The organism is Pelomonas baiyunensis (assembly GCF_043555935.1).
Lineage (GTDB): Bacteria > Pseudomonadota > Gammaproteobacteria > Burkholderiales > Burkholderiaceae_C > Pelomonas > Pelomonas baiyunensis.
The window spans coordinates 111,023-136,616 of sequence record NZ_JBIGIB010000006.1; the positions used below are offsets into that span (position 1 = coordinate 111,023).

A 25,594-nucleotide genomic window follows, 5' to 3' on the forward strand; every position below is an offset into this window, starting at 1 on the left:
TGGATTGACAAAGCCGCGCAGCCTAGAAACCCAATGCGAATTCCCGATGACATGACACGCCGATGGCTGCCCTGGTGGGCGATCGGCCTGAGCCTGCTGGCCGGCGCCGCGCAGGCCGGCAGCGATCTGGGCTCGAAGACGCCCTACCGCCCGCAGGAGCCCGCCGCGCAGTACGAGGCCGCGCCGCCGGGCTACACACCGGTGGCCGTGCAGCTGGTGGCCCGGCATGGCAGCCGCGGGCTGACCAAGGCCGGCAGCGACGAGGCCGCGCTGGCCGTGTGGCGCCAGGCCGAGGCAGCGGGCGCGCTGACGCCGCTGGGCCGGCGCTTTGGGGCTGACCTGCAGCGCTTCATCGCAGCGCAGCGGCAGCTGGGCTACGGCAACCTGAGCCAGCTCGGCGTGCAGGAGCACGAGGCCTTGGCGCAGCGGCTGGTGGCGCGGCTGCCTGGCCTGTTTGCCGCCCAGCCTGCCGTGGAACTGCTCAGTTCGGGCGTGGACCGTGCCGTGGACAGTTCACGCAGTTTTGCAGCGGCCCTGCAGCAGGCGGCGCCGCGCGCGCAGGTGCCGGCAAGCTGGGGCGCCGACCGCTTCCTGCTGTACTTCCACCGCCTGGATGCCCGGCGCGACCTGGCCGAGACGCCTGCCCGCCGCGCGACCCTGCAGCGCAGCGAGGCCTACCAGGCGTGGTTGCGCAGCCCGCTGCTTTCCGAGCAGCAGGAGCGCATCGAGGCTGACCCGCAGCTGCCGCAGGCGGCTCAGGCCCTGCTGGCCGGACTGTACGGGGCTGCCTTCACGGCCCGCGTGGCCGACCCGGTCGCTGCCGCCCGGCACGTGATGGATGTGCGCGGGGCGATGGCTGGGCTGACGCTGGAGATGGGCGGCGAGGTGGCGCCCTTCGTGCCGGCTGCCGCGGCCGCCGTGTTCATGGCGCTGGACGACGCCGAAGACTTCTACCGCAAGGGCCCCGGCCTGCTGGAGGCCGGCCCGGTGACCTACGACATCGCCACGCAGTTGCTCGACGACATGCTCGACCGCCTGCCGGCTGGCCGGGGGGCTGCGCTGCGCTTTGCGCACGCCGAGATCATCGCCCCGCTGGTATCCGCTATCGGCGTGGCGAGCGTGCACCAGCCGCTGACGCGCAGCCAGCCCTACAGCCACGCCAACAACCCGTGGCGCGCGAAGCGCGTCATCCCGATGGCAGCGAACGTGCAGTGGGAGGTCTGGGAGGGCCCGGCCGGCGAGCGGCTCGTGCGCATGCTGCTCAACGAGGCGCAGGCCGACTTCAAGCCCGCGTGCGAGGCGGCACGCCTGCGACCGGCCAGCCACTTCTACCGCGTGACGGCGCTGATCAGCTGCTACCGCCCGGCCCCAGGCGGTTCACCGCGTCCGTGATGATCCCGTCGATGCCGTCTGCCAGCAAGCGCGCGGCCACGTCGGCATCGTTGACCGTGTAGGCCAGGGCGCGCCAGCCCCGTGTGTGGAGCTGCTCGATGAGGGCGCGGTCCATGCAGCGCCAGTTCGTGATGACGGCCACCACGCCCAAGGCCTCGGCGGTGTCCGCCCAGCCGTCCCACAGGCGATCGAGCAACAGGGCCCGGGGCAGGGCGGGCACGGCAGCCCGCGCGGCAGCCAGGGCCTCGGGCTTGAAGCTGCTCAGCAGCGGCGCGATGTCTGCGCCCGCCCAGTGCCGCGCGGCCTCCCGGGCGACGGTGGCGCCGGTGCGGGCCTCCTCGCCTGGGCAGGGCTTGATTTCCACGTTCAGCGCACAGCCATTGGCCTGGCAGAAGGCGGCGATCTGGGCGAAGCGGGGAAGGGGTTCGGCGGTGTGCGCCGGGCTGTGCCAGCTGCCGGCATCGAGCTTGGCGAGCGAAGCCCAGTCCTGCTCCGCCGGTGATCCCGTGCCGCTGGACGTGCGCTCCAGCGTGTCGTCATGCAGCAAAAAGGCTTCGCCGTCGCGGCTGAGCTTCACATCGCATTCGAAGGCTCGAAAGCCGAAACCGGCTCCAAGTCGGAAGGCGGCGAGGGTGTTCTCTGGGGCGAGCTTGCCGGCGCCGCGGTGCGCCAGCCACAGGGGGTAGGGCCAAGGCTTCATCCCACCGATTCTGGGGGCAATCGGTGCCAACCCCCCCCTGCGATACGATCCTTTCCCTCTATGAACGCCCCGCATCCCCTGATGCCGGCTGCCGCTGCCGCCGCCGACACCGCCCCCGCAGCCGATCTCCCGCGACTGCGCGAGATTCCGTACAACTACACCTCGTTCTCCGACCGCGAGATCGTGATCCGCTTGCTGGGCTCCCGGGCCTGGGAACTGCTGGATCAGCTGCGTTTGGAACGCCGCACGGGCCGATCTGCGCGCATGCTGTACGAGGTGCTGGGCGACATCTGGGTGGTGCAGCGCAACCCGTACCTGCAAGACGACTTGCTGGACAACCCCAAGCGCCGGGCCCAGTTGATCGAGGCCTTGCACCACCGCCTGGGCGAGGTGCAAAAGCGCCGCGATCCGGCCAGCGACCCGCAGCGCGACGCCGCCGTGGGCGAGTTGCTGACGGCCGCCCGGGGCGCCGTGGAGCAGTTCGACCGCTTTTTCGACAGCGTGACGACGCTGCGCAAGCGCGCTGCCAAGGCGCTGGCCCGCCACACCGCCAAGGACAACATCAAGTTCGACGGCCTGGCCCGCGTCAGCCACGTGACCGACGCGACCGACTGGCGCGTGGAATACCCGTTCGTGGTGCTCACGCCCGACACCGAGGCCGAAATTGCCGGGCTGGTGGGCGCCTGCTTCGAGCTGGGCCTGACGGTCATTCCGCGGGGCGGCGGCACCGGCTACACCGGCGGCGCCGTGCCGCTGGTGTGGAACAGCGCCGTCATCAACACCGAGAAGCTCGAAGCCCTGCGCGGCGTCGAGATGCTCAAGCTGCCGGGCCTGGACCGCGAGGTCGCCACCATCTTCAGCGAGGCCGGGGTGGTCACGCAGCGCGTGGCAGACCTGGCCGAGCAGCACGGTTTCGTGTTCGCGGTGGACCCGACCTCGGCCGAGGCGAGCTGCATCGGCGGCAACGTGGCCATGAACGCCGGCGGCAAGAAGGCCGTGCTGTGGGGCACGGCGCTGGACAATCTGGCCAGCTGGCGCATGGTGACGCCCGAGGCCAAGTGGCTGGAGGTGGTGCGCCTGAACCACAACCTCGGCAAGATCCACGACGTGGAAGTCGCGAGCTTCGAGCTGCGCTACTTCGACGCCTCCGGCAAGACGCTGGAGCGCACTGAACGGCTGGACATCCCGGGCCGCGTCTTCCGCAAGGAAGGCCTGGGCAAGGACGTGACCGACAAGTTCCTCGCCGGCCTGCCGGGCATCCAGAAGGAAGGCTGCGACGGCTTGATCACCAGCGCCCGCTGGATCGTGCACCGCATGCCGGCGCACACCCGCACCGTGTGCCTGGAGTTCTTCGGCAACCCGAAGGACTGCGTGCCCAGCATCGTGGACATCAAGGACTACATGTTCTCGATTGCTTCCACCGGCGTGCTGCTGGCGGGCCTGGAGCACCTGGACGACCGCTACCTCAAGGCCGTGGGCTACGCCACCAAGAGCAAGCGTGGCGGCTTCCCGAAGATGGTGCTGATCGGCGACATCGTCGGCGACGACGCGGACGCCGTGGCGCGTGCGACGTCGGAAGTCGTGCGCCTGGCGAACGGCCGCTCGGGCGAGGGCTTCATCGCCGTGAGCGCCGATGCCCGCAAGAAGTTCTGGCTGGACCGCAAGCGCACCGCCGCCATCAGCAAGCACACGAACGCGTTCAAGGTGAACGAGGACGTGGTGATCCCGCTGCACCGCATGGGCGAGTACACGCTGGGCATCGAGCGCATCAACATTGAGCTCAGCCTGCGCAACAAGCTGGAGCTGGTGGGGCGGCTGCAGGCGTTCTTTGCCACCGGTTCGCTGCCTTTGGGCAAGACGGACGACGCCGGCGACATTCCGAGCGCCGAGTTGCTGGAAGACCGCGTACAGCAGGCCCTGGCGCTGCTGCGCGAGGTGGGCGCGCTCTGGCAGCAATGGCTGAGCGGGCTGGACTCGGGCTTCTTCGAGCCGCTGCAAACGCACGAACTTCGGGCCTCGTGGCGCACGCAAATCCTCAAGCCGCTGCAGCACCTGTTTGCGGGCGCGGCGTTCGAGCCGCTGCTGGCGGAATGCAAGCGCATCCACAAGGAGGTGCTGCGCGGCCGCGTGTGGGTGGCCCTGCACATGCACGCCGGCGACGGCAACGTGCACACCAACATCCCCGTCAACAGCGACAACTACGCCATGTTGCAAACGGCCCATGAGGCCGTGGCGCGCATCATGGTGCTGGCGCGCGGCCTGGACGGCGTGATCTCCGGTGAGCACGGCATCGGCATCACCAAGATCGAGTTCCTGAGTGACGACGAACTCGCCAACTTCACGGCCTACAAGCAGCGCGTGGACCCGGAAGGCCGCTTCAACAAGGGCAAGCTGCTGAAGAACGAGGCGTTGCCGGCCGACCTGCGCAACGCCTACACGCCGTCTTTCGGCCTGATGGGGCACGAGTCGCTGATCATGCAGCAGAGCGACATCGGCGAGATCGCCAACTCGGTGAAAGACTGCCTGCGCTGCGGCAAGTGCAAGCCGGTCTGCGCCACGCATGTGCCGCGCGCCAACCTGCTGTACAGCCCGCGCAACAAGATCCTGGCCACCTCGCTGCTGGTGGAGGCCTTCCTGTACGAAGAGCAGACGCGCCGCGGCGTGTCCATCAAGCACTGGCAGGAGTTCGAGGACGTGGCCGACCACTGCACGGTGTGCCACAAGTGCGCGTCGCCGTGCCCGGTCAAGATCGACTTCGGCGATGTGACCATGAACATGCGCAACCTGCTGCGCAAGATGGGCCAGAAGACCTGGCGCCCCGGCAACGCGGCGGCCATGTTCATGCTGAACGCCACCAACCCCGAGACCATCAAGCTCGCCCGCACGGCCATGGTGGGCATCGGCTTCAAGGCCCAGCGCCTGGCGGTGGACCTGTTCAAGCCCGCGGGCCGCAAGCAAACCAGTGCGCCGCCGGCCACAGTGGGCACCGCGCCGGTCAAGGAACAGGTCATCCACTTCATCAACAAGAAGCTGCCCGGCGGCCTGCCCAAGAAGACGGCGCGCGCGTTGCTGGACATCGAGGACAAGAACTACGTGCCCATCATTCGCCCGCCCGAAAGCGCGAGCGAGACCGAGGCGGTCTTCTATTTCCCCGGCTGCGGCTCCGAGCGCCTGTTCAGCCAGGTGGGCCTGGCCACGCAGGCCATGCTCTGGCACGCCGGCGTGCAGACCGTGCTGCCGCCCGGGTACCTCTGCTGTGGCTACCCACAGCGCGGCTCGGGCCAGTTCGACAAGGCCGAGAAGATGATCACCGACAACCGGGTGCTCTTCCACCGCGTCGCCAACACGCTGAACTACCTCGACATCAAGACCGTGGTGGTCAGCTGCGGCACCTGCTACGACCAGCTGCAGGGCTACAAGTTCGAGGACATCTTCCCCGGCTGCCGCATCATCGACATCCACGAATACCTGCTGGAAAAGGGCATCACGCTCGGCTCCAAGAGCAGCTACCTGTACCACGACCCCTGCCACTCGCCCATGAAGCTGCAGGAGCCCATGAAGACCGTGAAGGCCTTGGTGGGCGACAACGTGGTGAAGAACGAGCGCTGCTGCGGCGAGAGCGGCACGCTGGGCGTGACCCGGCCGGACGTGTCCACGCAAATCCGCTTCCGCAAGGAAGAAGAGTTGCGCAAGACCGAGGCCTCGCTGCGCGCGTCAGGCCAGGTGGGCGCGGAGGACAACCTCAAGATCCTCACCTCGTGCCCGAGCTGTCTGCAGGGCCTGAGCCGCTACGGCAACGACCTGCAGAACGGCCTGCTGGAGGCCGACTACATCGTCGTCGAAATGGCCCGCCAGATCCTCGGTGAGAACTGGATGCCTGACTACGTCGCCAAGGCCAACGCGGGCGGTATCGAGCGGGTGCTGGTGTGAGTTGCGTGCTGTGTGACAGCGACGGCGGCCTCGTCGTTGCCCGCACGGCGCAGTTCCGCGTCGTGCGCGTGACCGAGGGCGACGAAGCCCGGCGATTCCCGGCGTTTTACCGGCTGATCTGGAATGCGCATGTGGCCGAGTTCAGCGACCTGAGCGATGCCGAACGCCACGACTGCATGGACGCAGTGACCGCCATCGAGCGCGTGTTGCGCGAGCAGTTGGCCCCCACCAAGGTCAACCTGGCCACGTTGGGCAATGTGGTGCCTCATCTGCACTGGCACGTGATCGCCCGCTTCGACTGGGACAGCCATTTCCCGGCGCCTGTGTGGGCGGCGCCGCAGCGGCTGGGACCGGACGATGCCCCGGCGCGCTTGCGGCAGCCGCTCACGGCGGTGGACGCAAGCTTGGCTCAATTGTTCAGCAGCGCCACCCGGTAGCCGGCGGAGGCGGCCGCGGCGGCCGTCATCGTGGGGGCGGGGGTGCTGTAGGGGTCGGTGAAGTCCACGTGGAAGTGGTAGACCTGCGGGCCCTTCGCAGCAGCCAGCGGCGTGCATTGCAGACCTTCCACGGCGCGGCGCACCGAGCGGGCCACGGGCACCGAGATGCCGCGGGCGCTGACGGCGCTCACCTGGCCGCCTTCCAAGACCAGTTGCACCTGCACCTGACCCATCTGGCGCTCGCGCAGCCAGGTGGTTTGCAGGGCGTTCTGCAGTTGCGTGTCGATGGCCTGGCAGCTTTCGCGCACATCGTGGCGCGCCGTGCCCTCGTACACCTTGCCACTGATTTCCACGCGCTCCAGGCCCACGGTGTCGGCCGCAGCGGGCAGGGCCGTCAGGGCCAGCGGCAGGGTGCAGGCGGCCACGGCGGTGAAACGGGAAGCCAGGCGGGTGATGAACGCGTTGTGTTGGGACATGACGATCTCCGTGTTGAGGAACTCTGGGGTGGCGGCGCTCTGTGCGTCGGCCTGACGGCAGATTAGGTTTTGGCGATCTGCGCTCCAACACGGCTGGGACGAATGGCAGGCGGGGGCGGACAGGCTGCAGAGAAGCCGGGCTGAGCTGCAGGCGTGGAGCCGGGCATCCGCGGCCGCAGCGGGTGCCAGTCGTCATGGCGACTGCCCATCCGGAATTGCCCGATCAGGTGGCTTCTGTCGCAGCAGTCAGTGACATGTCTGACTTAACCAAACGGACACACTTCGCGCCGCTTCGGAAGGCGCCTGGCCAGGGCGGGAAATGTGCGTCGTTGGGATGACGCCCGTGCTGGCCGACTGAAACACACGGTGGCGCTTCACGTGGAGATCCCACGCGGCCGGGCCGGCACGCCGTCTGCCACGGCGATCTCTCGGAAACCACCAAGATGCGTTTTTCTTCTGCCCCTTCGCGCAGCCTGCTCGCGCTCGTGTGCGGCGTGCTCGCCGCCGGCGCCGCCCAGGCGGGTGTGAGCAATGCCCAGGTCGACCTGGGTTTGAGCAGCCTCGTGGCACGCGCCACCACCACCGACCGTTTGATCGTCAGCTACCGCGACGCCGCGCAGGCTGACGCCAAAGACACCGGCGTGATGCGCGCCATGGCCGTGGCCCCGGCTGCGCTGAGCACCCGCCTGAGCGCGCTGAACGCGGCCCTGGCCCTGCGCGGCGCGCAAGCCCGCCTGGTGCGCCAAAGCGGCACCGGCGCCCACATCTACAAGCTCGACAAGGCCCTGACGCACGGTGAACTGGAGCGCCTGGCCAGCGACTTGAAGGCCGGCGACGCCAACATCGCCTACGCCGAGCCCGACCGCAAGATGTACCCGCTGATGACGCCCAACGACAGCAGCTACACCTCGCAGTGGGACCTGTACGAAACCACCGGTGGCATCCGCGCCCCGGCCGCGTGGGACCTGGCCACCGGCACGGGTGTGGTGGTGGCGGTGCTGGACACCGGCATCCGTCCGCACGCCGACCTGTCGGGCCAGACCGTGGCCGGTTACGACATGATCAATGACGCGGCCACCGCCAACGACGGCACCACCCGCGACAGCGACCCGAGCGACCCGGGCGACTGGACCGCCGCGGGCGAATGCGGCACCGGCAGCGCCGCCAGCAACAGCAGCTGGCACGGCACGCACGTGGCCGGCACCATTGCCGCCAAGACCAACAACGCAGCCGGCATTGCAGGCATCGCCTTCAACGCCAAGATTCAGCCGGTGCGCGTGCTGGGCAAGTGCGGTGGTTACACCTCGGACATCGCCGACGGCATGATCTGGGCCTCGGGCGGCGCCGTGGCCGGCCTGCCGACCAACGCCACGCCGTCGCGCGTGATCAACATGTCGCTGGGCGGCGGCGGTGCGTGCGACACGACCTCGCAAAACGCCATCAACAGCGCCCGCTCGCGCGGCACGGTGGTGGTGGTGGCCGCGGGCAACGAGAACCAGAACGCCAGCAACTCCAACCCGGCCAACTGCTCGGGCGTGGTGGTGGTGGCGGCCACGGACCGCAACGGCTCGCGCGCCTACTACTCGAACTACGGGTCCATCGTGACCCTGGCCGCTCCGGGCGGTGACGTGCGCTCCAGCAGCAGCAACGGCATCTTGAGCACGCTGAACGCGGGCACCAAGGCGCCGGGCGCCGACAGCTACGCCTACTACCAGGGCACGTCCATGGCCACGCCGCACGTGGCCGGTGTCGTCGCCCTGATGCTGAGCGCCAAGCCGACCGCCACGCCGGACCAGATCAAGGCCGCTTTGCAAAGCAGCGCGCGCCCCTTCCCGGGCACCTGCTCGCAGTGCGGTTCGGGCATCCTGGACGCCCCGGCCGCCATCGCCGCCATCACGGGCTCGGGCACGCTGCCCACGGTCAGCGAGGTCGAGTCCAACGGCAGCATCGCCACGGCCAACGTCGTGTCGTCGCCGGCCAACGTGTCGGGCAGCGTCAGCTCCACCACCGACACCGACTACTTCAAGGTCACGCTGCCGGCCGGCAAGACGCTGACGGCCACGCTCACCGCGGCCAGCAGCGCCAACGACTACGACCTGTACGTGAAGAACAGCGCCGGCACCACGCTGTCGTCCAGCGAGAAGCCCGCCGGCTCGGCCGACGTGGCGACCTACGCCAACGGCGGCTCGACTGCCGTCACGCTGTACGTGCAAGTGCTGCGCTACAGCGGCACCGGCGCCTACACGCTCAAGCTGCAGTGGTAACCGGGCGGGTTGAAACCGCCGCATGAAAAACGGGGCCTCGGCCCCGTTTTTTTTGGCGGGTGCCGGCGGGGCATGGCGCCCGGCCGGCAGTGGGCCGAGCGGTCACCACACGGTCAGCGGGTCCTTCGCCACCATGGGGCTGCCGGCCTTGCACGAGAACGCCTGCGCGAAGTAGGGCGAGTTGCTCATGGGCGTCAGCACCCGGTACTTGGCCGGGGAGTGGGAGTCGGTGCGCAGCTGGTTGATCAGGAACTCGGTGCGCACCTTGTTGCGCCACACCAGCGCGTTGCTGATGAAGAAGCGTTGGGCGGGCGTGAAGCCGTCCGTCTTCTTCTCGGCCGCACCGGCACTGCTGCGCTTGAGCGCGCGCTGCAGGCCCTCGTACGCAATCGGCAGGCCCGACATGTCCGAGATGTTCTCGCCCAGCGTGAGCCGCCCGTTGATGGTGTAGCCCGGCAGTGGCGAGATCGCGCCGTAGCGCTCGGCCACCTTGTCGGCGCGCTGCTTGTAGCCCTCGGCGTCGGCCGGCGTCCACCAGTCGGTCAGCGAGCCATTGGCGTCGAAGCTGCGGCCACTGTCGTCGAAGTGGTGGGTAATCTCGTGGCCGATCACCATGCCAATGCCGCCGTAGTTGCTGGCGTCGTCGGCCTTGGCGCTGAAGAACGGCGGCTGCAGGATGCCGGCCGGGAAGATGATCTGGTTCAGGTCACCCGCAAACGCGTTCACGATGTGCGGGCTCATGGTCCAGCGGCTGCGGTCCACCGGCGCGTCCAGGTTCTTGACCTGCTGGCCGCTGTGCCACAGCGCCGTCTTCATCCAGTTGCCGGCGTAGTCGTTGCCGGTCAGCTGCAGGCCGTCGAACGTGGGCCACTTCTCGGGGCCACCGATCATGGGCTGCATGCGGGCCAGCTTTTCCAGCGCCTTGGCCTTGGTGGGCGGCGTCATCCATTGCAGCTTCTCGATGCGCTCCTTCATGCTGGCGCGAATGTCTTCCACCAGCGCCAGCGAGCGCTTCTGCGCCTCCGGCGAAAACGCGCGGGCCACGAACAGCTCGCCCAGCGCCAGCGCCACGGGCTCGGAGCCGTAGCGGCCGCCGATTTGCTGGATGACGTCTTCGCTGCGCGGTGCCGGCGTCTGCAGGCCGGTGAGGGCCTTGCCGCGGTACTCGAACGCCGCATTGGCGTACGCCTTGGGCAGACGCGGCGCGGCGGAGTCCAGCACGCGCAGCGCCAGGTAGCGGCGCCAGACGTCCAGCGGGGTGTCGGCCGCCAGCTTGGCCACCCGCGTGGCGAATTCCGGCTGGCCGACGATGAGGCGCTGCGGCAGCTTGGCGCCGGCGGTCAGCACCGACAGGTAGGCGCTCCAGTCCCACCCCGGCGCCGCCGCCGCCAGTTCGGCCGGTGTCATCGGGTTGTAGTTCGCGTTGGGGTCGCGCAGCCGGGTGCGGTCGCGCGAGGCCTCGGCCAACTGCGTCTCCAGGGCCAGCACCGCGTCCAGTTCGGCGTCGCTGGTCGAGCGGCCGGAAGCCGACAGCACGGTCTTGGCAAACGTCCGGTACGCGGCGCTGATCGCGCGGGTGCGGTCGTCGCTGCGGAAGTAGTCGTCCCGGTCCGGCAGGCCCAGGCCGGACTGGGCCAGCGTCAGCACATGCCGGCGCGTGTCCTTGATGTCCGGCTCCACATCCCACGCCAGCGGGACGGCCACGCCGCTGCGGGCGAGCAGGGCCAGCACGGTGGGCAGGTCTTCGCGGCGCTGCAGCGTGTCCACGCGGTTGAGCAGCGGCGTCAGCGACGACAAGCCGCGCGCCTCGATGGCCGCCTCGTCCATGCCGCTGGCGTAGTACGCGGCAATCAGCTTCAGGCCCGGCGTGGTTTGCAGCGCGGGCTTGTCGGCCAGTTCCTTCAGCGCGCGGTTCAGCAACTCGTCATTGGCCTGACGCAGTTGCTCGAAGCTGCCGATGCGCGCACGGCTGGCGGGCAGCTCGGTGGCGGCATCCCAGTTGGCGTTGACGAAGGCGTAGAAGTCATCGCAGGGCGCGACCTCCTTCGACAACCCGGTCAGGTCCAGCGCCGAGGTGGACGAGGCCGCACCCAGGCAGAGCAGGGCGGCTGTGGCAAGACGATGAAGGGCAGGTCGAAACATAGCGGAGGTTTGCGAAAGGAGACAACACAGAAATTAGAGCCCGCCCTCATCAAAAGGAAGGAAGACACGGGCATGATCGCGGGTTTTCACCAGTTCAGCGTGTTTGCCATGATCCGCCGCCTCCTCCTGTCGTTTGCTGCTGTTTGCCTGCTCAGTGGTGGCGCCCAGGCACAAGCCGTTCAGGGCGCCGGGGCCACGTTCCCGTCCAAGGTGTACGACACCTGGGCCCGCGCCTTCGCCAAGGCCGGGGGCTCGGCGGTGGCCTACAAGGGCACGGGTTCGGGCGATGGCGTGAAGCAAATCGGCGCCCGCAAGGTGGACTTCGGCGGCACCGACAGCCCGCTGCCGGCCGCTGAACTGGCCAAGCAAAAGCTCGTGCAGATCCCGATGCTGGTGGGCGGCGTGGTGCCGGTCGTCAACCTGCCCGGCGTGACGGCGGCCGTGCAGCTGGACGGCGAGGTGCTGGCCGACGTGTTCCTGGGTCGCGTCAAGGCCTGGAACGACCCGCGCATCGCCGCGCTCAACCCCGGCGTCAGCCTGCCAGCCTTGCCTGTGAAGCGCGTGGTGCGGGCCGAGAAGTCGGGCACCAGCGACGGTTTCAGCCGCTACCTGTCCGGCGCCTCGGCGGCGTTCAAGGTCGAGGTGGGCGCCAGCCAGGCGCCGGCCTGGCCCGGCGAGCCGCTCAAGGCCGAGGGCAACGACGGCATGGTGCAAACCTTGCGCGCCACGCCCGGCGCCATCGCCTACGTGTCGTACGACCGCGTGCTGCGCGACAAGCTCGCCGCGGTGAAGCTGCGCAACGCCGCCGGCCGCTTCGTGTTGCCCAGCGAGGCGGGCTTTCGCGCGGCCATCCTGGAGAGCGACATGCACCGCCAGGGCGACGACCAGGCCACCCTGCTGGACCGCGCCGGCGCCGACACCTGGCCCATCACCCTCACCAGCTTTGTGCTGGTGGACGCCGAGCCCGCCACCGCAGGCCAGGCCCAACCGACGCTGAAGTACCTGTACTGGTGCTTCATGCACGGTGACGACCTCACGCGCGGCACCGGCTTTGCGCCGCTGCCGGTGGCGGTGCAGTCCCGCCTGGCGGCTCGCTTCACGCAGGTTCGCCCGCGCGACGGCAACGTGCCGGCCTATCTGGTGTTCTGAGGGACACTTCAGCCCTATGGCCCAGCCCACCGACATCACCGTCCACCAGCAGTCCCGCGTGCTTGAAATCGCGTTCGACGACGGCGCGCGGTTTCGCATCCCGTTCGAGCTGATGCGCGTGTACAGCCCCTCGGCCGAAGTGATGGGCCACGGCCCGGGCCAGGAAACCCTGCAAACCGGCAAGCGAGACGTCGTCATCACCGGGCTCGAAGCCGTGGGCCACTACGCCGTGCGCCCCGAGTTCTCCGACGGCCACGCCAGCGGCCTGTTCTCGTGGGACTACCTCTACAAGCTCGGCAGCCAGCAAGACGCCCTGTGGGCCGACTACGAAGCCCGCCTCGCCGCCGCCGGCAAGGGCCGCGACGACCCCATGCCCCAAAAGGCTGGCGGCTCCTGCCACTCGCACTGACACTTTTCTCCCATGAGCCAGACCCACTTCGGCTTCCAGCAGGTCGACGAGAAAGACAAAGCCAGCAAGGTGCGCGGCGTGTTCGATTCCGTCGCGTCCAAGTACGACCTGATGAACGACCTGATGTCGGCCGGCCTGCATCGGGCCTGGAAGGCCTACACCCTGCAGGTCGCCAACCTCAAGCCGGGCGAGCGAGCGCTGGACATTGCCGGCGGCACCGGTGACCTCTCGCGCGCCTTCGCCCGCAAGGTGGGCGAGACCGGCCTCGTCGTGCACACCGACATCAACGAAGCCATGCTCCGCCAGGGCCGCGACCGTCTGCTGGATGAAGGCCTGATCCTGCCCACCAGCCTGGCCGACGCCGAGAAGCTGCCCTTCAAGAGCGAAAGCTTCGACCTGGTGAGCGTGGCCTTCGGCCTGCGCAACATGACGCACAAGGACCGGGCCCTGGCCGAGATGTGCCGCGTGCTCAAGCCCGGCGGTCGGCTGCTGGTGTTGGAGTTCTCCAAGATCGCCGAGCCGCTGCGCAAGCCCTACGACTGGTACTCCTTCAACATCCTGCCCAAGCTGGGCTCGCTGTTCGCGGGGGATGCCGAGAGCTACAAGTACCTGGCCGAATCCATCCGCATGCACCCCGATCAGGCCACCCTCAAGGCCATGATGAAAACGGCCGGCTTCGGCCACGTGGACGTGCACAACCTGAGCGCGGGCATCGTCGCGCTGCACGCCGGCATCAAGTGCTGAGCGGTCGCCCCGCGGGCGTGTGAGCGCACGCCGCGGGTGACGGGGGTGTTTGTCGCGCCGGGAGGGCGCGGGCCCCGTCCTCATCCATATCCCCACCCGCCCCACCGGCCCCAAACAACCCGCCTGGCCTGAAGGCCCTGCCGTGCGCGAGGCTCGGTGGGCGGCCGGGCAGGGCGTGTTCATCAGCCCGTCCCGTCATGCCCCCGAGCTTGAGGGGGTGCTGAAACATTCTTTCGGATTTCGCTGGAACCAACGCGTTTCACGCCCCCCGTTATGGGTTCGTGCATGCCCTGGAAGCGACATATGCGACCAGTAAACTCGGATGTTCCCGGAGGCCCCAAGCCTTCCCGGCATCTCCATTTCCATCACCTGGATCCACTCAAGATGGCTGAGCGACACATCAATCAACGGGCTCCCCTGCTCCTGGCCGTGCTGGCCGCCGCTGCGATGCTGGCAGCCTGCGGGGGCGACAAGGGCGACAAAGCCTCCCAGACCGCCGCCAAGGTGAACAAGGAAGAGATCACCGTCCACCAAATCAACTTCGTGCTGCAGCGCCAGCCGGGCCTCAAGCCCGACCAGGCCGAAGCCGCCAGCCGTCAGGTGCTGGAACGCCTGATCGACCAGGAACTCGCGGTTCAAAAGGCGCAAGAACAAAAGATCGACCGCGACCCCCGCGTCGTGCAGCAGATCGAAGCTGCCAAGCGCGAAATCATTGCCCGCGCCTATGCCGAGCGTGTCGGTGAAACCGTGTCCAAGCCCACGCCCGACGAAGTCAGCAAGTACTACAACGAGAAGCCCGCGCTCTTCAAGGAACGCCGCATCTACAGCCTGCAAGAGCTGCAGATCGAAGCCAAGCCCGAGCAGTACGACGCCATCCGCGCCAAGCTCGGCTCCGTCAAGAGCCTGGCCGAGTTTGCCGAGTTCCTGAAGGCGTCCGACCTGCGCTTCAACGCCAACCAGGCGGTGCGTGCGGCCGAGCAACTGCCCCTCACCAGCCTGGACGCCATCTCCAAGCTCAAAGACGGTGACTCCATGGTCAGCCCCAACCCGGCCGGCCTGACGGTGCTGTTCCTTGTCGGCTCGCGCAGCCAGCCCGTGGAAGAAGCGCAGGCGCGCCCGGCCATCGAAGCCTTCCTGCTGAACCAGCGCAAGGCTGACCTGCTGCAAAAGGACGTCAAGGCCCTGCGCGACGCCGCCAAGATCGAATACGTCGGCAAGTTCACCGCGCCGGCGGCTGGTGCTGCCTCCGCCCCGGCCACCCCGGCTGAACCCGCCTCGCCGGCAGCCAGCGGGCTCGACGCCGCCGCCATCTCCAAGGGCATGGGGCTCAAGTGATGCGCGCCATTCCCCTGCTCATCGCGGCGGCCCTGGGCCTGGCCGGGCTGGCATCCCAAGCCCAATCGGGTGCGGCACCGGCCGCTGCGGCGGCTGCCGAATACCGGCTCGGCGCGGGTGACGTCATCCGCGTCGTCGTCTACCAAAACCCCGACCTCACGCTCGAAACCCGTGTGTCTGAAACCGGCGCCATCAGTTACCCGCTGCTGGGCACCGTGCGCATCGGCGGCCTGGGCGTCAGCGCCGCTGAAAAGCTGATTGCTGACGGCCTCAAGAGCGGCAACTTCGTCAAGGCCCCGCAAGTCACGCTCGTGCTGCTGCAGGTCAAGGGCAACCAGGCCAGCGTGCTGGGCCAGGTGAATCGCCCGGGCCGCTACCCGATCGAAACCACCGACATGCGGCTGACCGACCTGTTGGCCAACGCCGGTGGCGTGGCCACCACCGGCGGCGACCTGCTCGTGCTCACCGGCACCCGCAACGGCAAGCCCTTCCGCCAGGAAATCGACCTGCCCGGCGTCTTCAGCGCCGAGCAAAACCGCGCCAACGACATCCTCATCCAGAACGGTGACGTCCTCTGGGTCGAGCGCGCACCGCTGGTCTACATCTACGGCGAAGTGCAGCGCCCCGGCCCCATGCGCCTGGAGCGCGGCATGACCCTGATGCAGGCGCTCGCCGCCGGCGGTGGCCTGAACCCCCGCGGCACCGAGCGCGGCATCCGCGTGCACCGCAAGTCGGCCGAAGGCAAGGTCCAGGTGGTTCAACCCGCCATGGACGAAAGCCTGAAGGATGGTGACGTGGTGTACGTCAAGGAAAGCCTGTTCTAAGGATTCGGAGTCGCGATGAGCTTCATGCAGTTTTGGGCCATCCTTCGGGCCCGTCGATGGGTGGCCATCGGCACGTTCGTTGGTGTGGTTGTGCTGGCCGTTGTGGCCAATTTGGTGCTGCCGAAAACGTTCAAGGCAGAAGCCACGATCGTCATCGACACCAAACCCGACCCAGTGGCCCTCATGAACATGCCCACCATGTCGTCCGCCACGTTTGTGGCCACACAGGTGGACATCATGGCCAGTGATCGTGTGGCGCTGCGTGTGATCCGTGAGCTCAAGCTCACCGAGAACGAAGCCATCCGCGAGCAGTGGCAAAAGGGCGGTGACACCGTCGGCACCATCGAGCAGTTTTTGGTGGACGTGCTGCAGAAGGGCCTGGAAGTGAAGCCCAGCCGCGAGAGCAATGTGGTGTCGCTCAGCTACGCCAGCCCGAACCCCCAGTTTTCTGCTGCGGTGGCCAACGCGTTTGCGCAGTCCTACATCCAGACGACGCTGGAGCTGCGGGCCGACCCCGCGCAAAACCTGAAGCGCTTCTTTGACACGCAGGTCAAGGGCGCCCGCGAGGCGCTGGAGAAAGCGCAAGAGCGCTTCTCAGGCTTCCAGCGCGAGAAAGGCATCATCGCCACCGACGAGCGCCTGGACGTTGAAAACGCCCGCCTGACGGAACTCAGCAGCCAGTTGACCCAGCTGCAAGCCATTTCGGCCGAGAGCACCAGCCGTCAGACCGAAGCCCAGGGCAGCCGCGGCGACCGCATTCAGGAGGTGTTGAACAACCCGCTGATCGCCAGCCTCAAGGCCGAGCTCAGCCGCAATGAGGCGCGGTTGCAGGAGTTGAGCCAGCGCCTGGGCGACAGCCACCCGCAGGTGGTGGAAGCCAAGGCCAGCATTGCTGAGCTGCGCAGCAAGCTCGACAGCGAAACCCGCCGCATCACCGGTGGCGTTCAGATCAGCAACACCATCAACAAAGCCCGTGAGGGCCAGGTGCGTGCGTCGCTGGAAGCCCAGCGCGCCAAGGTGCTGCAGATGAAGGAAGTTCGCGATGAAGGCGTGGTGCTGCAGCGCGAAGTCGAGAACTCGCAGCGCATTTACGACAGCCTCGTGGCGCGCTTGAGCCAGACCGGGCTGGAGGCTCAGAACACCCAAAGCTACGCCGCAGTGCTCACGAGTGCCGTGCCGCCCACGATCGCCAGCTCACCGCGCGTGTTGCGCAACATGCTGCTGGCCGTGGTGGTGGGCATCTGGCTCGCGGCGGTGTTGGTGTTCGTCATGGAACTGGCTGACCGCCGCGTGCGCCGTCCGGTGGATGTGGTCACGGCCCTCGGCCTGCCGATGTTGGGCGTGCTGCCGGCTGCCAACGCCAAGCGCCCCAGCAAGTACCGCGGAGGCGTGCTCTTGCCTCCCGCTCTGACGGCTCCGGCCGACACGACGGGCCGTTGATGGCCCACCCCGTCACACAAGAGGCGACGTTTCGTGACTGCTGAGAACTCCACATCCAATGAATTGGCTGATCGCTCCATCGGGGCGATCTTGTCTGGCCTGCGTCATCTGTCGGCCGATCAGGTTGAACGCATCGTTCACTTGCAGCGTGAGCAAAACCTGCGCTTTGGCGAGGCTGCCGTGCGTTTGGGCTTTGTGTCCAACGACGACGTGCTGTACGCGCTCAGCCAGCAGTACCACTTCCCGTATTCCCCTGAAGAGTCGCGGACTGCCAGCCCGGAACTCATCACGCAAAACCACCCCTTCGGCCCTCAGGCAGAAAGCTTCCGAGCCATTCGCAGCCAGCTGATGATGCGTGTGTTTCAGGAGTCCCGCGAGCGCCGTGCGCTGGCCGTGATCAGCCCGCAGGCGGGAGACGGCAAAACGTATTTCGCGGCCAACCTGGCCGTGGTGCTCGCGCAGCTGGGCGGGCGCACCCTGGTGGTAGACGCCGACATGCGCGCCGGGCGCCTGCACGACGTGTTCGGCGTGGAAAACCGTTCGGGCCTGTCCGGCATCCTCGTCGGGCGCACCGAATCCAAGGTCATTCGCCAGGCCAACGGCATCCCCAACCTGTTCGTGCTGCCCAGTGGCAACCCGCCGCCCAACCCGCTGGAGCTGGTGGAGCGTCCGGCGTTCGGGCTGCTGATGAAAGAGCTCGTGGGCAAGTTCGACCATGTCGTCGTCGACACCCCGGCGGCAGCCTCGGGCAGTGATGGCGCCGTGATTGCGTCGCGCTGCGGAGCCGCCTTGCTGCTCGCCCGCAAAGACCAATCTCGCGTTGCCGAACTGCAAGACCTGCTGGCCAGCCTGCAGCAAACCAGCGTGGCGTTTGCCGGCGTGGTTTACAACGAGTTCTGACGGGGCTGCGCGTGGCACCCAGCGATTCCCTCGGCGCCCGCGCCACGCCGCCGCACGGGCTGCCCGGGCCGGCCACGCTGATGCAAGCACTCGCGTTGGCCTTCGCGTTTGGCATCCTCTATGTGCCAACCCTGCAAGATTTGGCCGCCGGCGGCTGGACGGCTGAAGCGCTGGGGCACAGCCCCATCGTCTTCGCCGTGAGCTTGTGGCTGCTATGGCACCGCTGGCCGCGTGAGCTGCCGGCACCCACCGGTGGCCTGAGCGGGTGGGTGGGCTGGCCGTTGGTTGTGCTGGCACTGCTCATCTATGCCGTGGGGCGGTCTCAGTCCATCTTGACGATGGAAATCGGGTCACTCGTGCTGTTGATTGCGGCCGTCATCCTGGTCATGCGGGGCAGCGCAACGCTGGCCGTGGTGGCGTTCCCCATTCTTTTCATGGCCTTCATGGTGCCGCTGCCGGGCGGCGTGGTGGACGCCGTCACCCAGCCCATGAAGCTCGCCGTGTCTTGGGTTGCCGAGACCATCCTGTACGGCGTCGGCTACCCCATCGCCCGCACGGGCGTCATGCTGTCCATCGGCCCCTATCAGCTGCTCGTGGCCGACGCCTGCGCCGGTCTGCACACCTTGTTCACGCTCGAGGCTCTGGGCCTGCTGTACCTCAACCTGGTCACCACCGCCTCCTGGGCGCGCAACATCGGCCTGGCCCTGCTCATCATTCCCATCAGCTTCACGGCCAACGTCGTTCGTGTGATGGCATTGACCCTCGTCACCTACCACTTCGGTGATGCAGCCGGCCAAGGCTTCCTGCATGACTTCGCTGGCATGGTGCTCTTCCTGTCCGGTTTGGTGCTCACCATCGCGTGCGACAGCTTGCTGCGCAAATTCTTCCCGGTGGCAGCGCCGGCAACAGGCGGTGCCGCATGAACGCCGGTGTGATCAAGGCGCTGCTCGTGGCGGCCCTCGCCGGTGCCGCTTCGTATGGCACCCAGGCGCTGAAACCCACCCAGTTCCTGGTGGAACGTGAAGGGCGCTTTCGCCTCGAAGACGCCGTTCCCAAACAATTTGGCGATTGGGCGCTGGACCCATTCGCGGGCGCTGCGGTGGTGAACCCCCAGCAGCAAGAAGCCCTCAACAAAATCTACAACCAGCTGCTGTCTCGCGTGTACGTCGATGGGCAGGGCCATCGCATCATGATGTCGGTGGCCTACGGGGAAGACCAGCGCGACGGCATGACCGTGCACTACCCCGAGATCTGCTACCCGGCGCAGGGGTTCGAACTCCAAGCCAAGCAGACCGCGGCAATCCAGACCCCGGGCGGCACTCTTCCGGTGCGCCAGCTGGTGACCCGCATGGGCAGCACGCGCACCGAGCCCGTGACCTACTGGGTCATGATCGGCCACCAGCCCACCCTTGGCGGCATGCAAAAAAAGCTCATCGAGCTCAACTACGCCGTCGATGGCGTCATCCCTGACGGCTTGCTGTTCCGCGTCTCCAGCGTCGACCGCGACACCGCGGCGGCGTTCGCATTGCAGGAGCGCTTTGTTCAGCAACTCGTTCAAGCCCTGCAAGGCCCGGCAAGAGTCCGACTGACCGGGTTGCGCTGACCCCTCATGGCCATGCGCACCACCCAAGACATCCTCAGTTCGGCGGTGTCCGACGCCGCCGCGCGCGGTCGCCGCGGCACCTTGTTCATGGCGGGCTCCCGCGTCAGCGGCATGGCCGTGGGCTTGCTGTCCAGCGCCGTGATGGGCCGCCTGCTCACGCCCGACGACTATGGCCTTGTCGCCATGGCCATGTCGCTGATGATGCTGCTGAACCTGCTGAAAGACTTCGGTCTGACCACCGCCGTGGTTCAGCACGACGACCTGCGTGCCGAGCAGCTCGACGCCGTGTTCTGGATCAACCTCTTTGTGGCCTTGGGCTTCGCGGCCATCGGGGCCCTTGCGGCACCCTGGATTGCGCGCTTCTACAGCCAGCCCAGCATCGAACCCATCGTTTACGCCCTGTGCGTGGCCTTGCTGGTGGTCAGCATCTCCAGCACCCACGCGGCCATGCTGCGGCGCCACCTCAACTTCCAGCCCCTCATGTGGGGCGAGATGGCAGCGCAACTGGCGGGCCTGGTGGTGGGCGTGGGGTTGGGGTGGTGGACACGCAGCTACTGGGCCATCGTCGCTTCGCAACTCGTGTCCAGCCTGGCCACCACCGTGGTCATGTGGGTGGCGCTGCCCTGGCGCCCAGGCCGGCCGGCCCACTTGAAGAGTGCCAACGCCCTGGTGCGCTTTGGCGCCAACCTGTCGGTGTTCAGTCTGCTCAACTTCTTCTCCAACCAGTTGGGCGCCATCCTCACGGGTGCTTGGTTGGGGGCAGGCGCGGCGGGCAACTTCAACCGCGCGCAACAACTCCTGTCGCTCTCGGGCAGCACACTGATGGGCCCGATCAGCCAAACCACCTTGCCGGTGCTCAGTCGCCTGCAAAACGACCCGGACGGCTACCGCCAGTACTACTACGCGTTGATCTCGCGCACGGGCCTCTTCTTCGGTTTGCTCGGGGCTTTTGTGGTGGTTGCGGGCGACGCCGTGGCCCGGTTACTGCTTGGGCCGCAGTGGGTGCAAGCGGGCGAGATGTACCGCTGGTTCGGCATGGCCATCTTTGCGGTGGGCCTGGCCAGCCAGAACGGCAACGTGCTCATGAGCCAAGGCCGCACCACCGAATTGCGGCACTGGGGCCTGGCGGATGCCGGCATCCGCGCCGGCGCCTCCGGTGTGGGCATCGTGCTGGGGGCCGTGGGCGTGGCGGCTGCCTTTGGCGTCTCGACGCTGGTGGTGACCGTACCGCTCGTGTTTTGGCTGATCGGGCGGAACGGCCCCTTGAGTGCGCGCGGCCAATGGGCTTCGGCGCGGCCGGGCCTGGTCTGCTTTGTGCTGGTGGCCGCCTCGGGCCTGCTGGTGCGCAGCCTGTGGTGGCCGCAGGCGGTGGTTGCGCAACTGGCCCTGGCTTCAGGCTTGCTTGCCTCGGGCCTGGCGTTGGCGTGCGTGCTGGACGCAGCCACACGGCAACTCGTTCGGTCCACCCAGCAAGCGCTCCTTCAATTCATTCGCCGCCGGCGCAACCCGCACAACGCATGACAGTGCCCGCTCGCAAAGTTCTGGTTTTCCGATCTGATTACCTGCCGGTGTCGGAGACCTTCATTTCGGATCACCTCCGGCATTTGCGCCGGTATGAACCCCTCGTCGTGGCCGAGCGTGACACACCGGCCAAACATCGCACTGCGCATGAGCCGTTGCTGGTGGGGCAGGGGCGCCTGGGGCGCTGGCTGTTCCGCCGATGGGGCATTTCCGGTGCGTTGGATCGCCTCATCGCGAAGCAGCAGCCCGATTTGGTGCATGTCCACTTCCTGACGGACGCGGTGGCCTTACTGCCTTACATGGAGCGCAACACGCTGCCGCTGGTGGTGACCGCGCACGGATACGACGCGGCAACCTACGACGAACATTTGGCCACCTTTCCTGAAGGCCAACGGCTGCTCGCGTTGCGCGAGCGGCTCATTCGGCGTGTCGACAAGGTCATCTGCGTCTCAGCCTTCATCCGGGATGAGTTGCTCAAGCGCGGCTTCCCGGCTGACAAGCTGTTGGTGTGCCACCTGGGCATTGACCTGGGGGCGTTCCCGCCTCAGCCACCGCAGGCTGCGCAGCGCACAGGCATCCTCAGCGTGGGCAGGCTGGTGGAGAAGAAAGGCATGGGGCTGCTGATTGATGCCTACGCCCGCTTGCCGGAGGCGCTCCGTGCACAGCATCCGCTGCGCATCGTCGGCGACGGCCCCCTGCGCGAGGCGTTGCAAGCACAGGCCGTTGCCTTGGGCGTGCAGCCGGAATTCCTTGGTGCACAGCCACGCACCGTGGTGCTGGACCTGCTTCAGCGCAGCGCCGTGTTCTGCTTGGCCAGCGTGCGTGCCGCCAACGGTGATGCCGAAGGCATGCCCATCGCCATCATGGAAGCCCTGGCTTCTGGCGCGCCCACCGCGATCTTTGACGACCAGCCCATGGCTCCGTTGCTGCGCCAAGCGGATGCGGGCCTGTTGCCGCCGGCTGGTCATGCTGCGGCCTTGGCCGAGCAACTCCACGCGGCGCTGAGCAGCGAGGCTCGGCGCGACCAGTTGGCGGAACGAGCACTTCAGGTGGTGCGCACGCATTTCGACCTGTTCCGCAACGTCGCGGCCTTGGAGGAGGTGTATGCCTCAATCAACCATGACTGAACTCTCGCCGCGCTCTGGCATGCACCGGCCCAATGTGGCCGAGATGCCCTTGCTGACGATGCGCAACGCCGTGTGGGTCCTGCTGCTGCTGGTGTTGCTCAAGACGTCGGGCGTGCGGTATTGGCCGCACCTCTACGCCGGTGCGGCGCCTCTGTTGTCGCGGCCGCTCTATTACTTCGACTTTGTTGTCAGCGTTGCCGTGGTGGCCCTGGCGCTGGCCTATGGCGCACAAACTTTGCATTGGTGGCGGCGGCACCTGCTGCTGGCGGCCTTCGCCATGGGTGCGGTCGTTGCGGGCATGTTCGTCCCGCTCCCTCCCATCACGGCCTTCTTGGCTGCGGCGCCCTACATCGATGCCAGCTTGATGCTGGTGGTCGCGTTTTGCGTGCTGGGCCCGGAAACCGCCTTGGCCACCTTGGCCCGAGGTGTGGTGGTGTTGCTGCTGCTCAACCTGGCGTCTGCTGCGGTGCCCTCGGTGTCCGTCATGGTGGGCGAGTTCGCAGGCCGCTTTCGCGGGCTGACGGCCCACCGCAATGATCTGGCTCAGCTTGCCTACACAGGTGCGCTGCTCATCGTGGCTGCGCGGCAGTGGTTGCCGCGCGTGTGGGTTGCGGTAGGCCTGGTGGCGGCGGTGGCCTTGATTGCTGGCGCCCGGTCGGTGCAGGGCATCCTGTTGCTGCCCCTTGGGCTGCTCGTCTACCTGGGTGCCGGGCGTTTGCGCGTTCTCAAGCACCCCTTGGTGCTGCTCACCGCGTTGGCATTGGTGGGTGCAGTGGCGGCGGTGTGGGAGCAATTTGGCAGCCTCGACAGTTTCTTGCGCTACTTCGGGCGCGACGCCACGTTCACCGGTCGTGACCGAATCTGGGCGCTCAGCTTGCATCTGCTCCAACACATGCCTTTTGAAGGGTACGGCCCTGGGCAGATTGGCTCAGGCGTGTTGTCTGAGTCCTTGCTACAGCGGTTTGGTTTGGGCACGTTGTTCGGTTCGGCCCACAACGCCTACCTCGAGGCCTTTTTGACCTACGGCTGGTTTGGCGGTGCGCTGTTCATGGCATTGCTTTTGGCGGGTGCGTCCGAGATCGTTCGCGCGGTCTTGCGGGGCATGAACACCTACACCGCATTGAGTCTGGCGCTGTTGCTCGTGGCCTTGGTTGGCGGGCTGACAGCCTCCGAAAAGCTGTTTTTGCCCGGGTTCGGTTGGTTCACGTTCGTCCTGGCCGTTGTGCTGGCCGGCAGCCGCACTGATTTCAAGAAATGAACGCTCCGCTCGATCCCGTCTCCACGCCCGCAGTCACGGTGGTGATTCCCACCCACAACCGCGCCGCGGAATTGCCCCGTGCCGTTCAAACGGTGCTGTCCCAAGGCGTGCCCGTGGAGGTCATCGTCGTGGACGACGCCTCCACCGACCACACCGTGCAGGTGGCGCAGGCGCTGGCCGCGCAGCACCCCCAGGTGCGTGTGGTGGCCTTCGCGCAAAACCGTGGTGGCGGCCATGCCCGCAATGCCGGCATCGACGCCGCCCAGGCGCCGTGGCTCGCGTTTCTGGACAGTGATGACGCCTGGCTGCCGGGCAAGCTGCAGGCCCAGTTGAAGCACCTGGCAGCCTGCGCTGCGGCAGACCCGGCCACGGCACAGGTCATCAGCTTCACCAACCTGGTGGTGGACCATGCCGACGGGCAAGAACCCTTGCCCTGGAACGAGCTGCCGTTTGACGCCAGCACCACGGCCCGGCGCTACCTGCTGGAGCAGCACCAGGTCATTCAAACCTCCACCCTGCTCATGCCCACAGCCGTGGCGCGGGCCGTGCGGTTCGATGGGGCCCTGCGCCGCCACCAAGACCTGGACTTTGTGCTGCGCGCCGAATCAGCCGGCGTGCGCTTTCTGTACCTGAACGAGTGCCTGGTGCGCTACTCGGCCGACCCGCTGGCCGTGCGTGTGTCCCGCCGCGAGAACGTGGCGCCGTCGCTGGCCTGGCTGGAGCGGGCCACGCCTTACCTGTCGCCGCGCGAAATCGGCCAGTTCTACCTGCGCCATGTGTACGACGTGGAGCTCAAGCAAGCCCCACGCGTGGCCTGGGGCCGTGCGTGGCGCGCAGCCCGTGCCGGCGCCACCACGCCCGGCGCCCTGTGCTGGCGCACCGCCAAGCTGTTGGTGCCGGCGGGCCTGAAGGCGCGCCTCAAAGGGTTGCGCCATGGTTGAGGCGGTGCGTACCCCCCTGGTGTCGGTGCTGCTGCCGGCCTACAACTGCGCGGCCACGCTGGCCGATGCGGCCGAGTCCATCCTGCAGCAAACGCTGGCGGACTTTGAGCTCATCATCGTCAACGACGGCAGCACCGATGACACGGCTGCTGTGCTGGACGATCTGGCCGCCCGCGACCCGCGCGTGCGCCCCGTGCACCAGCGCAATGGCGGCATCGTCAACGCGCTGAACGCGGCGCTGGCTGTGGCGCGCGGCGAGTTCGTGGCCCGCATGGACGGTGATGACCGCTCGCACCCCGAGCGCTTTGCAGTGCAGGTGGCGCACCTGCGGGCACACCCCGAGTGTGTGTGCGTGGGCACCTTGTTTCGGCTGATGAATGCGCAGGGCGACATCACTTCGGTGCAAAACCCCATTCGCAACTTCCGGCAAACCAATCTCAACCTGTTGCCGCCGCATGTGGCCACGCTGCCGCATCCGTCCATCCTGCTGCGCCGCAGCCTGCTGCAGCAGCTGGGCGGCTACCGCCAAGGCTTCAGCCACGCGGAGGACTACGACCTGTTCCTGCGCCTGGCCGAGGTGGGGCCGTTGGGCATCGTGCAGCAGCCGCTGCTGGACTACCGCATTCACGCCGGTTCGCTGTCGTCCAGCAACCTGGAGCGGCAGGTAGACAGTGCCCTGAGGGCCTGGCTGTGTGCGCTGCTGCGCCGCCAGGGCCAGCCCGAGCCGGCCGACCCAGCTCAGCTGCCCCTGCAGGCTGAAGCCTTGCAGCCGCTGTTGGGCGACGCCGTGTTGGCTCAGGCGGTGCCGCTGCTGCGGCGTTACCGCGTGGCCGAGGCGCTGCACATGCGCGTGGGGCAAGCGCAGGCGTTGCGTGCCATGTTGGGTTTGTTGTGCAGTTGGGCAGCGCGCGTGCCCGCGTGGCGGGACCGCCGCTACCGGCATTTCGGGTGGGTCATGCTGCGCCAAACCGTGCGCGTGCTGGTGGGCCGGGTGTGAGGGGC

Annotated in this window: 21 protein-coding genes; 18 read left to right on the forward strand and 3 right to left on the reverse strand. The window is 67.6% G+C overall.

What is annotated here, in order from left to right:
• Nucleotides 1-51: 51 nt before the first annotated feature.
• A complete protein-coding gene (locus ACG01O_RS19210) occupies nt 52-1,392 on the forward strand; it encodes a histidine-type phosphatase (protein WP_394387020.1) in 1,341 nt (446 codons plus the stop codon).
• On the opposite strand, the gene ugpQ is transcribed toward ACG01O_RS19210, so the two are convergent.
• Entirely contained in the window at nt 1,349-2,092 is a 744-nt protein-coding gene (gene ugpQ, locus ACG01O_RS19215; RefSeq protein ID WP_394387021.1) for a glycerophosphodiester phosphodiesterase, read from the reverse strand. The two genes, ACG01O_RS19210 and ugpQ, sit on opposite strands and share 44 nt — an antisense overlap.
• Nucleotides 2,093-2,152: 60 nt before the next feature.
• On the opposite strand from ugpQ, the gene ACG01O_RS19220 reads away from it, so the two are divergent.
• Nucleotides 2,153-6,022 (forward strand): DUF3683 domain-containing protein, encoded by a 3,870-nt coding sequence (locus tag ACG01O_RS19220; RefSeq protein WP_394387022.1) that lies wholly within the window; start codon nt 2,153-2,155, stop codon nt 6,020-6,022.
• Nucleotides 6,019-6,459, forward strand: coding sequence for an HIT family protein (locus ACG01O_RS19225; RefSeq protein ID WP_394387023.1), 441 nt, complete (start codon nt 6,019-6,021; stop codon nt 6,457-6,459). Before ACG01O_RS19220 ends, ACG01O_RS19225 begins: the two co-directional genes overlap by 4 nt.
• On the opposite strand, the gene ACG01O_RS19230 is transcribed toward ACG01O_RS19225, so the two are convergent.
• The gene (locus ACG01O_RS19230) at nt 6,432-6,935 is read right to left on the reverse strand and encodes a hypothetical protein (RefSeq protein ID WP_394387024.1); all 504 of its coding nucleotides are present in this window, start codon (nt 6,933-6,935) and stop codon (nt 6,432-6,434) included. The genes ACG01O_RS19225 and ACG01O_RS19230 overlap by 28 nt on opposite strands.
• A 443-nt stretch (nt 6,936-7,378) precedes the next feature.
• On the opposite strand from ACG01O_RS19230, the gene ACG01O_RS19235 reads away from it, so the two are divergent.
• Nucleotides 7,379-9,199 (forward strand): S8 family peptidase, encoded by a 1,821-nt coding sequence (locus tag ACG01O_RS19235; RefSeq protein ID WP_394387025.1) that lies wholly within the window; start codon nt 7,379-7,381, stop codon nt 9,197-9,199.
• Nucleotides 9,200-9,301: 102 nt separating this feature from the next.
• Here ACG01O_RS19235 and ACG01O_RS19240 read toward each other — a convergent pair whose 3' ends face one another.
• Entirely contained in the window at nt 9,302-11,341 is a 2,040-nt protein-coding gene (locus ACG01O_RS19240; RefSeq protein ID WP_394387026.1) for a M13 family metallopeptidase, read from the reverse strand.
• 72 nt (nt 11,342-11,413) lie between these two features.
• Here ACG01O_RS19240 and pstS point away from each other — a divergent pair, with 72 nt between their 5' ends.
• The 14 genes from pstS (at nt 11,414) to ACG01O_RS19310 (ending at nt 25,589) form a co-directional block, all read left to right on the forward strand.
• On the forward strand, nt 11,414-12,490 hold the full coding sequence (gene pstS / locus ACG01O_RS19245; protein WP_394387027.1) for a phosphate ABC transporter substrate-binding protein PstS: 1,077 nt from the start codon (nt 11,414-11,416) through the stop codon (nt 12,488-12,490).
• A 16-nt stretch (nt 12,491-12,506) separates the two neighbouring features.
• Nucleotides 12,507-12,899: a gamma-butyrobetaine hydroxylase family protein gene (locus ACG01O_RS19250; RefSeq protein WP_394387028.1), complete on the forward strand. Its 393-nt coding sequence runs from the start codon at nt 12,507-12,509 to the stop codon at nt 12,897-12,899.
• A 12-nt stretch (nt 12,900-12,911) separates the two neighbouring features.
• Nucleotides 12,912-13,643, forward strand: a complete 732-nt coding sequence (ubiE, locus tag ACG01O_RS19255) for a bifunctional demethylmenaquinone methyltransferase/2-methoxy-6-polyprenyl-1,4-benzoquinol methylase UbiE (protein ID WP_394387029.1) — start codon at nt 12,912-12,914, stop codon at nt 13,641-13,643.
• 384 nt (nt 13,644-14,027) lie between these two features.
• Nucleotides 14,028-14,978, forward strand: a complete 951-nt coding sequence (locus ACG01O_RS19260) for an EpsD family peptidyl-prolyl cis-trans isomerase (RefSeq protein WP_394387030.1) — start codon at nt 14,028-14,030, stop codon at nt 14,976-14,978.
• Nucleotides 14,978-15,802 (forward strand): polysaccharide export protein EpsE, encoded by an 825-nt coding sequence (epsE, locus tag ACG01O_RS19265; protein WP_394387031.1) that lies wholly within the window; start codon nt 14,978-14,980, stop codon nt 15,800-15,802. The genes ACG01O_RS19260 and epsE overlap by 1 nt, the downstream gene beginning before the upstream one ends.
• A 15-nt stretch (nt 15,803-15,817) precedes the next feature.
• Nucleotides 15,818-17,242, forward strand: coding sequence for a chain length determinant protein EpsF (epsF, locus tag ACG01O_RS19270; RefSeq protein ID WP_394387032.1), 1,425 nt, complete (start codon nt 15,818-15,820; stop codon nt 17,240-17,242).
• Nucleotides 17,243-17,275: 33 nt separating this feature from the next.
• The gene (locus tag ACG01O_RS19275) at nt 17,276-18,142 is read left to right on the forward strand and encodes a polysaccharide biosynthesis tyrosine autokinase (protein WP_394387033.1); all 867 of its coding nucleotides are present in this window, start codon (nt 17,276-17,278) and stop codon (nt 18,140-18,142) included.
• 11 nt (nt 18,143-18,153) lie between these two features.
• The gene (xrtB, locus tag ACG01O_RS19280; protein WP_394387034.1) at nt 18,154-19,065 is read left to right on the forward strand and encodes an exosortase B; all 912 of its coding nucleotides are present in this window, start codon (nt 18,154-18,156) and stop codon (nt 19,063-19,065) included.
• A complete protein-coding gene (gene epsI, locus ACG01O_RS19285) occupies nt 19,062-19,745 on the forward strand; it encodes an exosortase-associated protein EpsI, B-type (protein ID WP_394387035.1) in 684 nt (227 codons plus the stop codon). Before xrtB ends, epsI begins: the two co-directional genes overlap by 4 nt.
• Before the next feature lie 6 nt (nt 19,746-19,751).
• Nucleotides 19,752-21,266: a lipopolysaccharide biosynthesis protein gene (locus ACG01O_RS19290; protein ID WP_394387036.1), complete on the forward strand. Its 1,515-nt coding sequence runs from the start codon at nt 19,752-19,754 to the stop codon at nt 21,264-21,266.
• A 2-nt stretch (nt 21,267-21,268) separates the two neighbouring features.
• A complete protein-coding gene (locus ACG01O_RS19295; RefSeq protein WP_394387037.1) occupies nt 21,269-22,393 on the forward strand; it encodes a glycosyltransferase in 1,125 nt (374 codons plus the stop codon).
• A gap of 202 nt (nt 22,394-22,595) precedes the next feature.
• Nucleotides 22,596-23,651 (forward strand): O-antigen ligase family protein, encoded by a 1,056-nt coding sequence (locus ACG01O_RS19300; protein WP_394387038.1) that lies wholly within the window; start codon nt 22,596-22,598, stop codon nt 23,649-23,651.
• Nucleotides 23,648-24,592, forward strand: a complete 945-nt coding sequence (locus tag ACG01O_RS19305; protein WP_394387039.1) for a glycosyltransferase family 2 protein — start codon at nt 23,648-23,650, stop codon at nt 24,590-24,592. Before ACG01O_RS19300 ends, ACG01O_RS19305 begins: the two co-directional genes overlap by 4 nt.
• A 4-nt stretch (nt 24,593-24,596) precedes the next feature.
• Nucleotides 24,597-25,589, forward strand: coding sequence for a glycosyltransferase family 2 protein (locus ACG01O_RS19310; RefSeq protein ID WP_394387040.1), 993 nt, complete (start codon nt 24,597-24,599; stop codon nt 25,587-25,589).
• Nucleotides 25,590-25,594 lie beyond the last annotated feature (5 nt).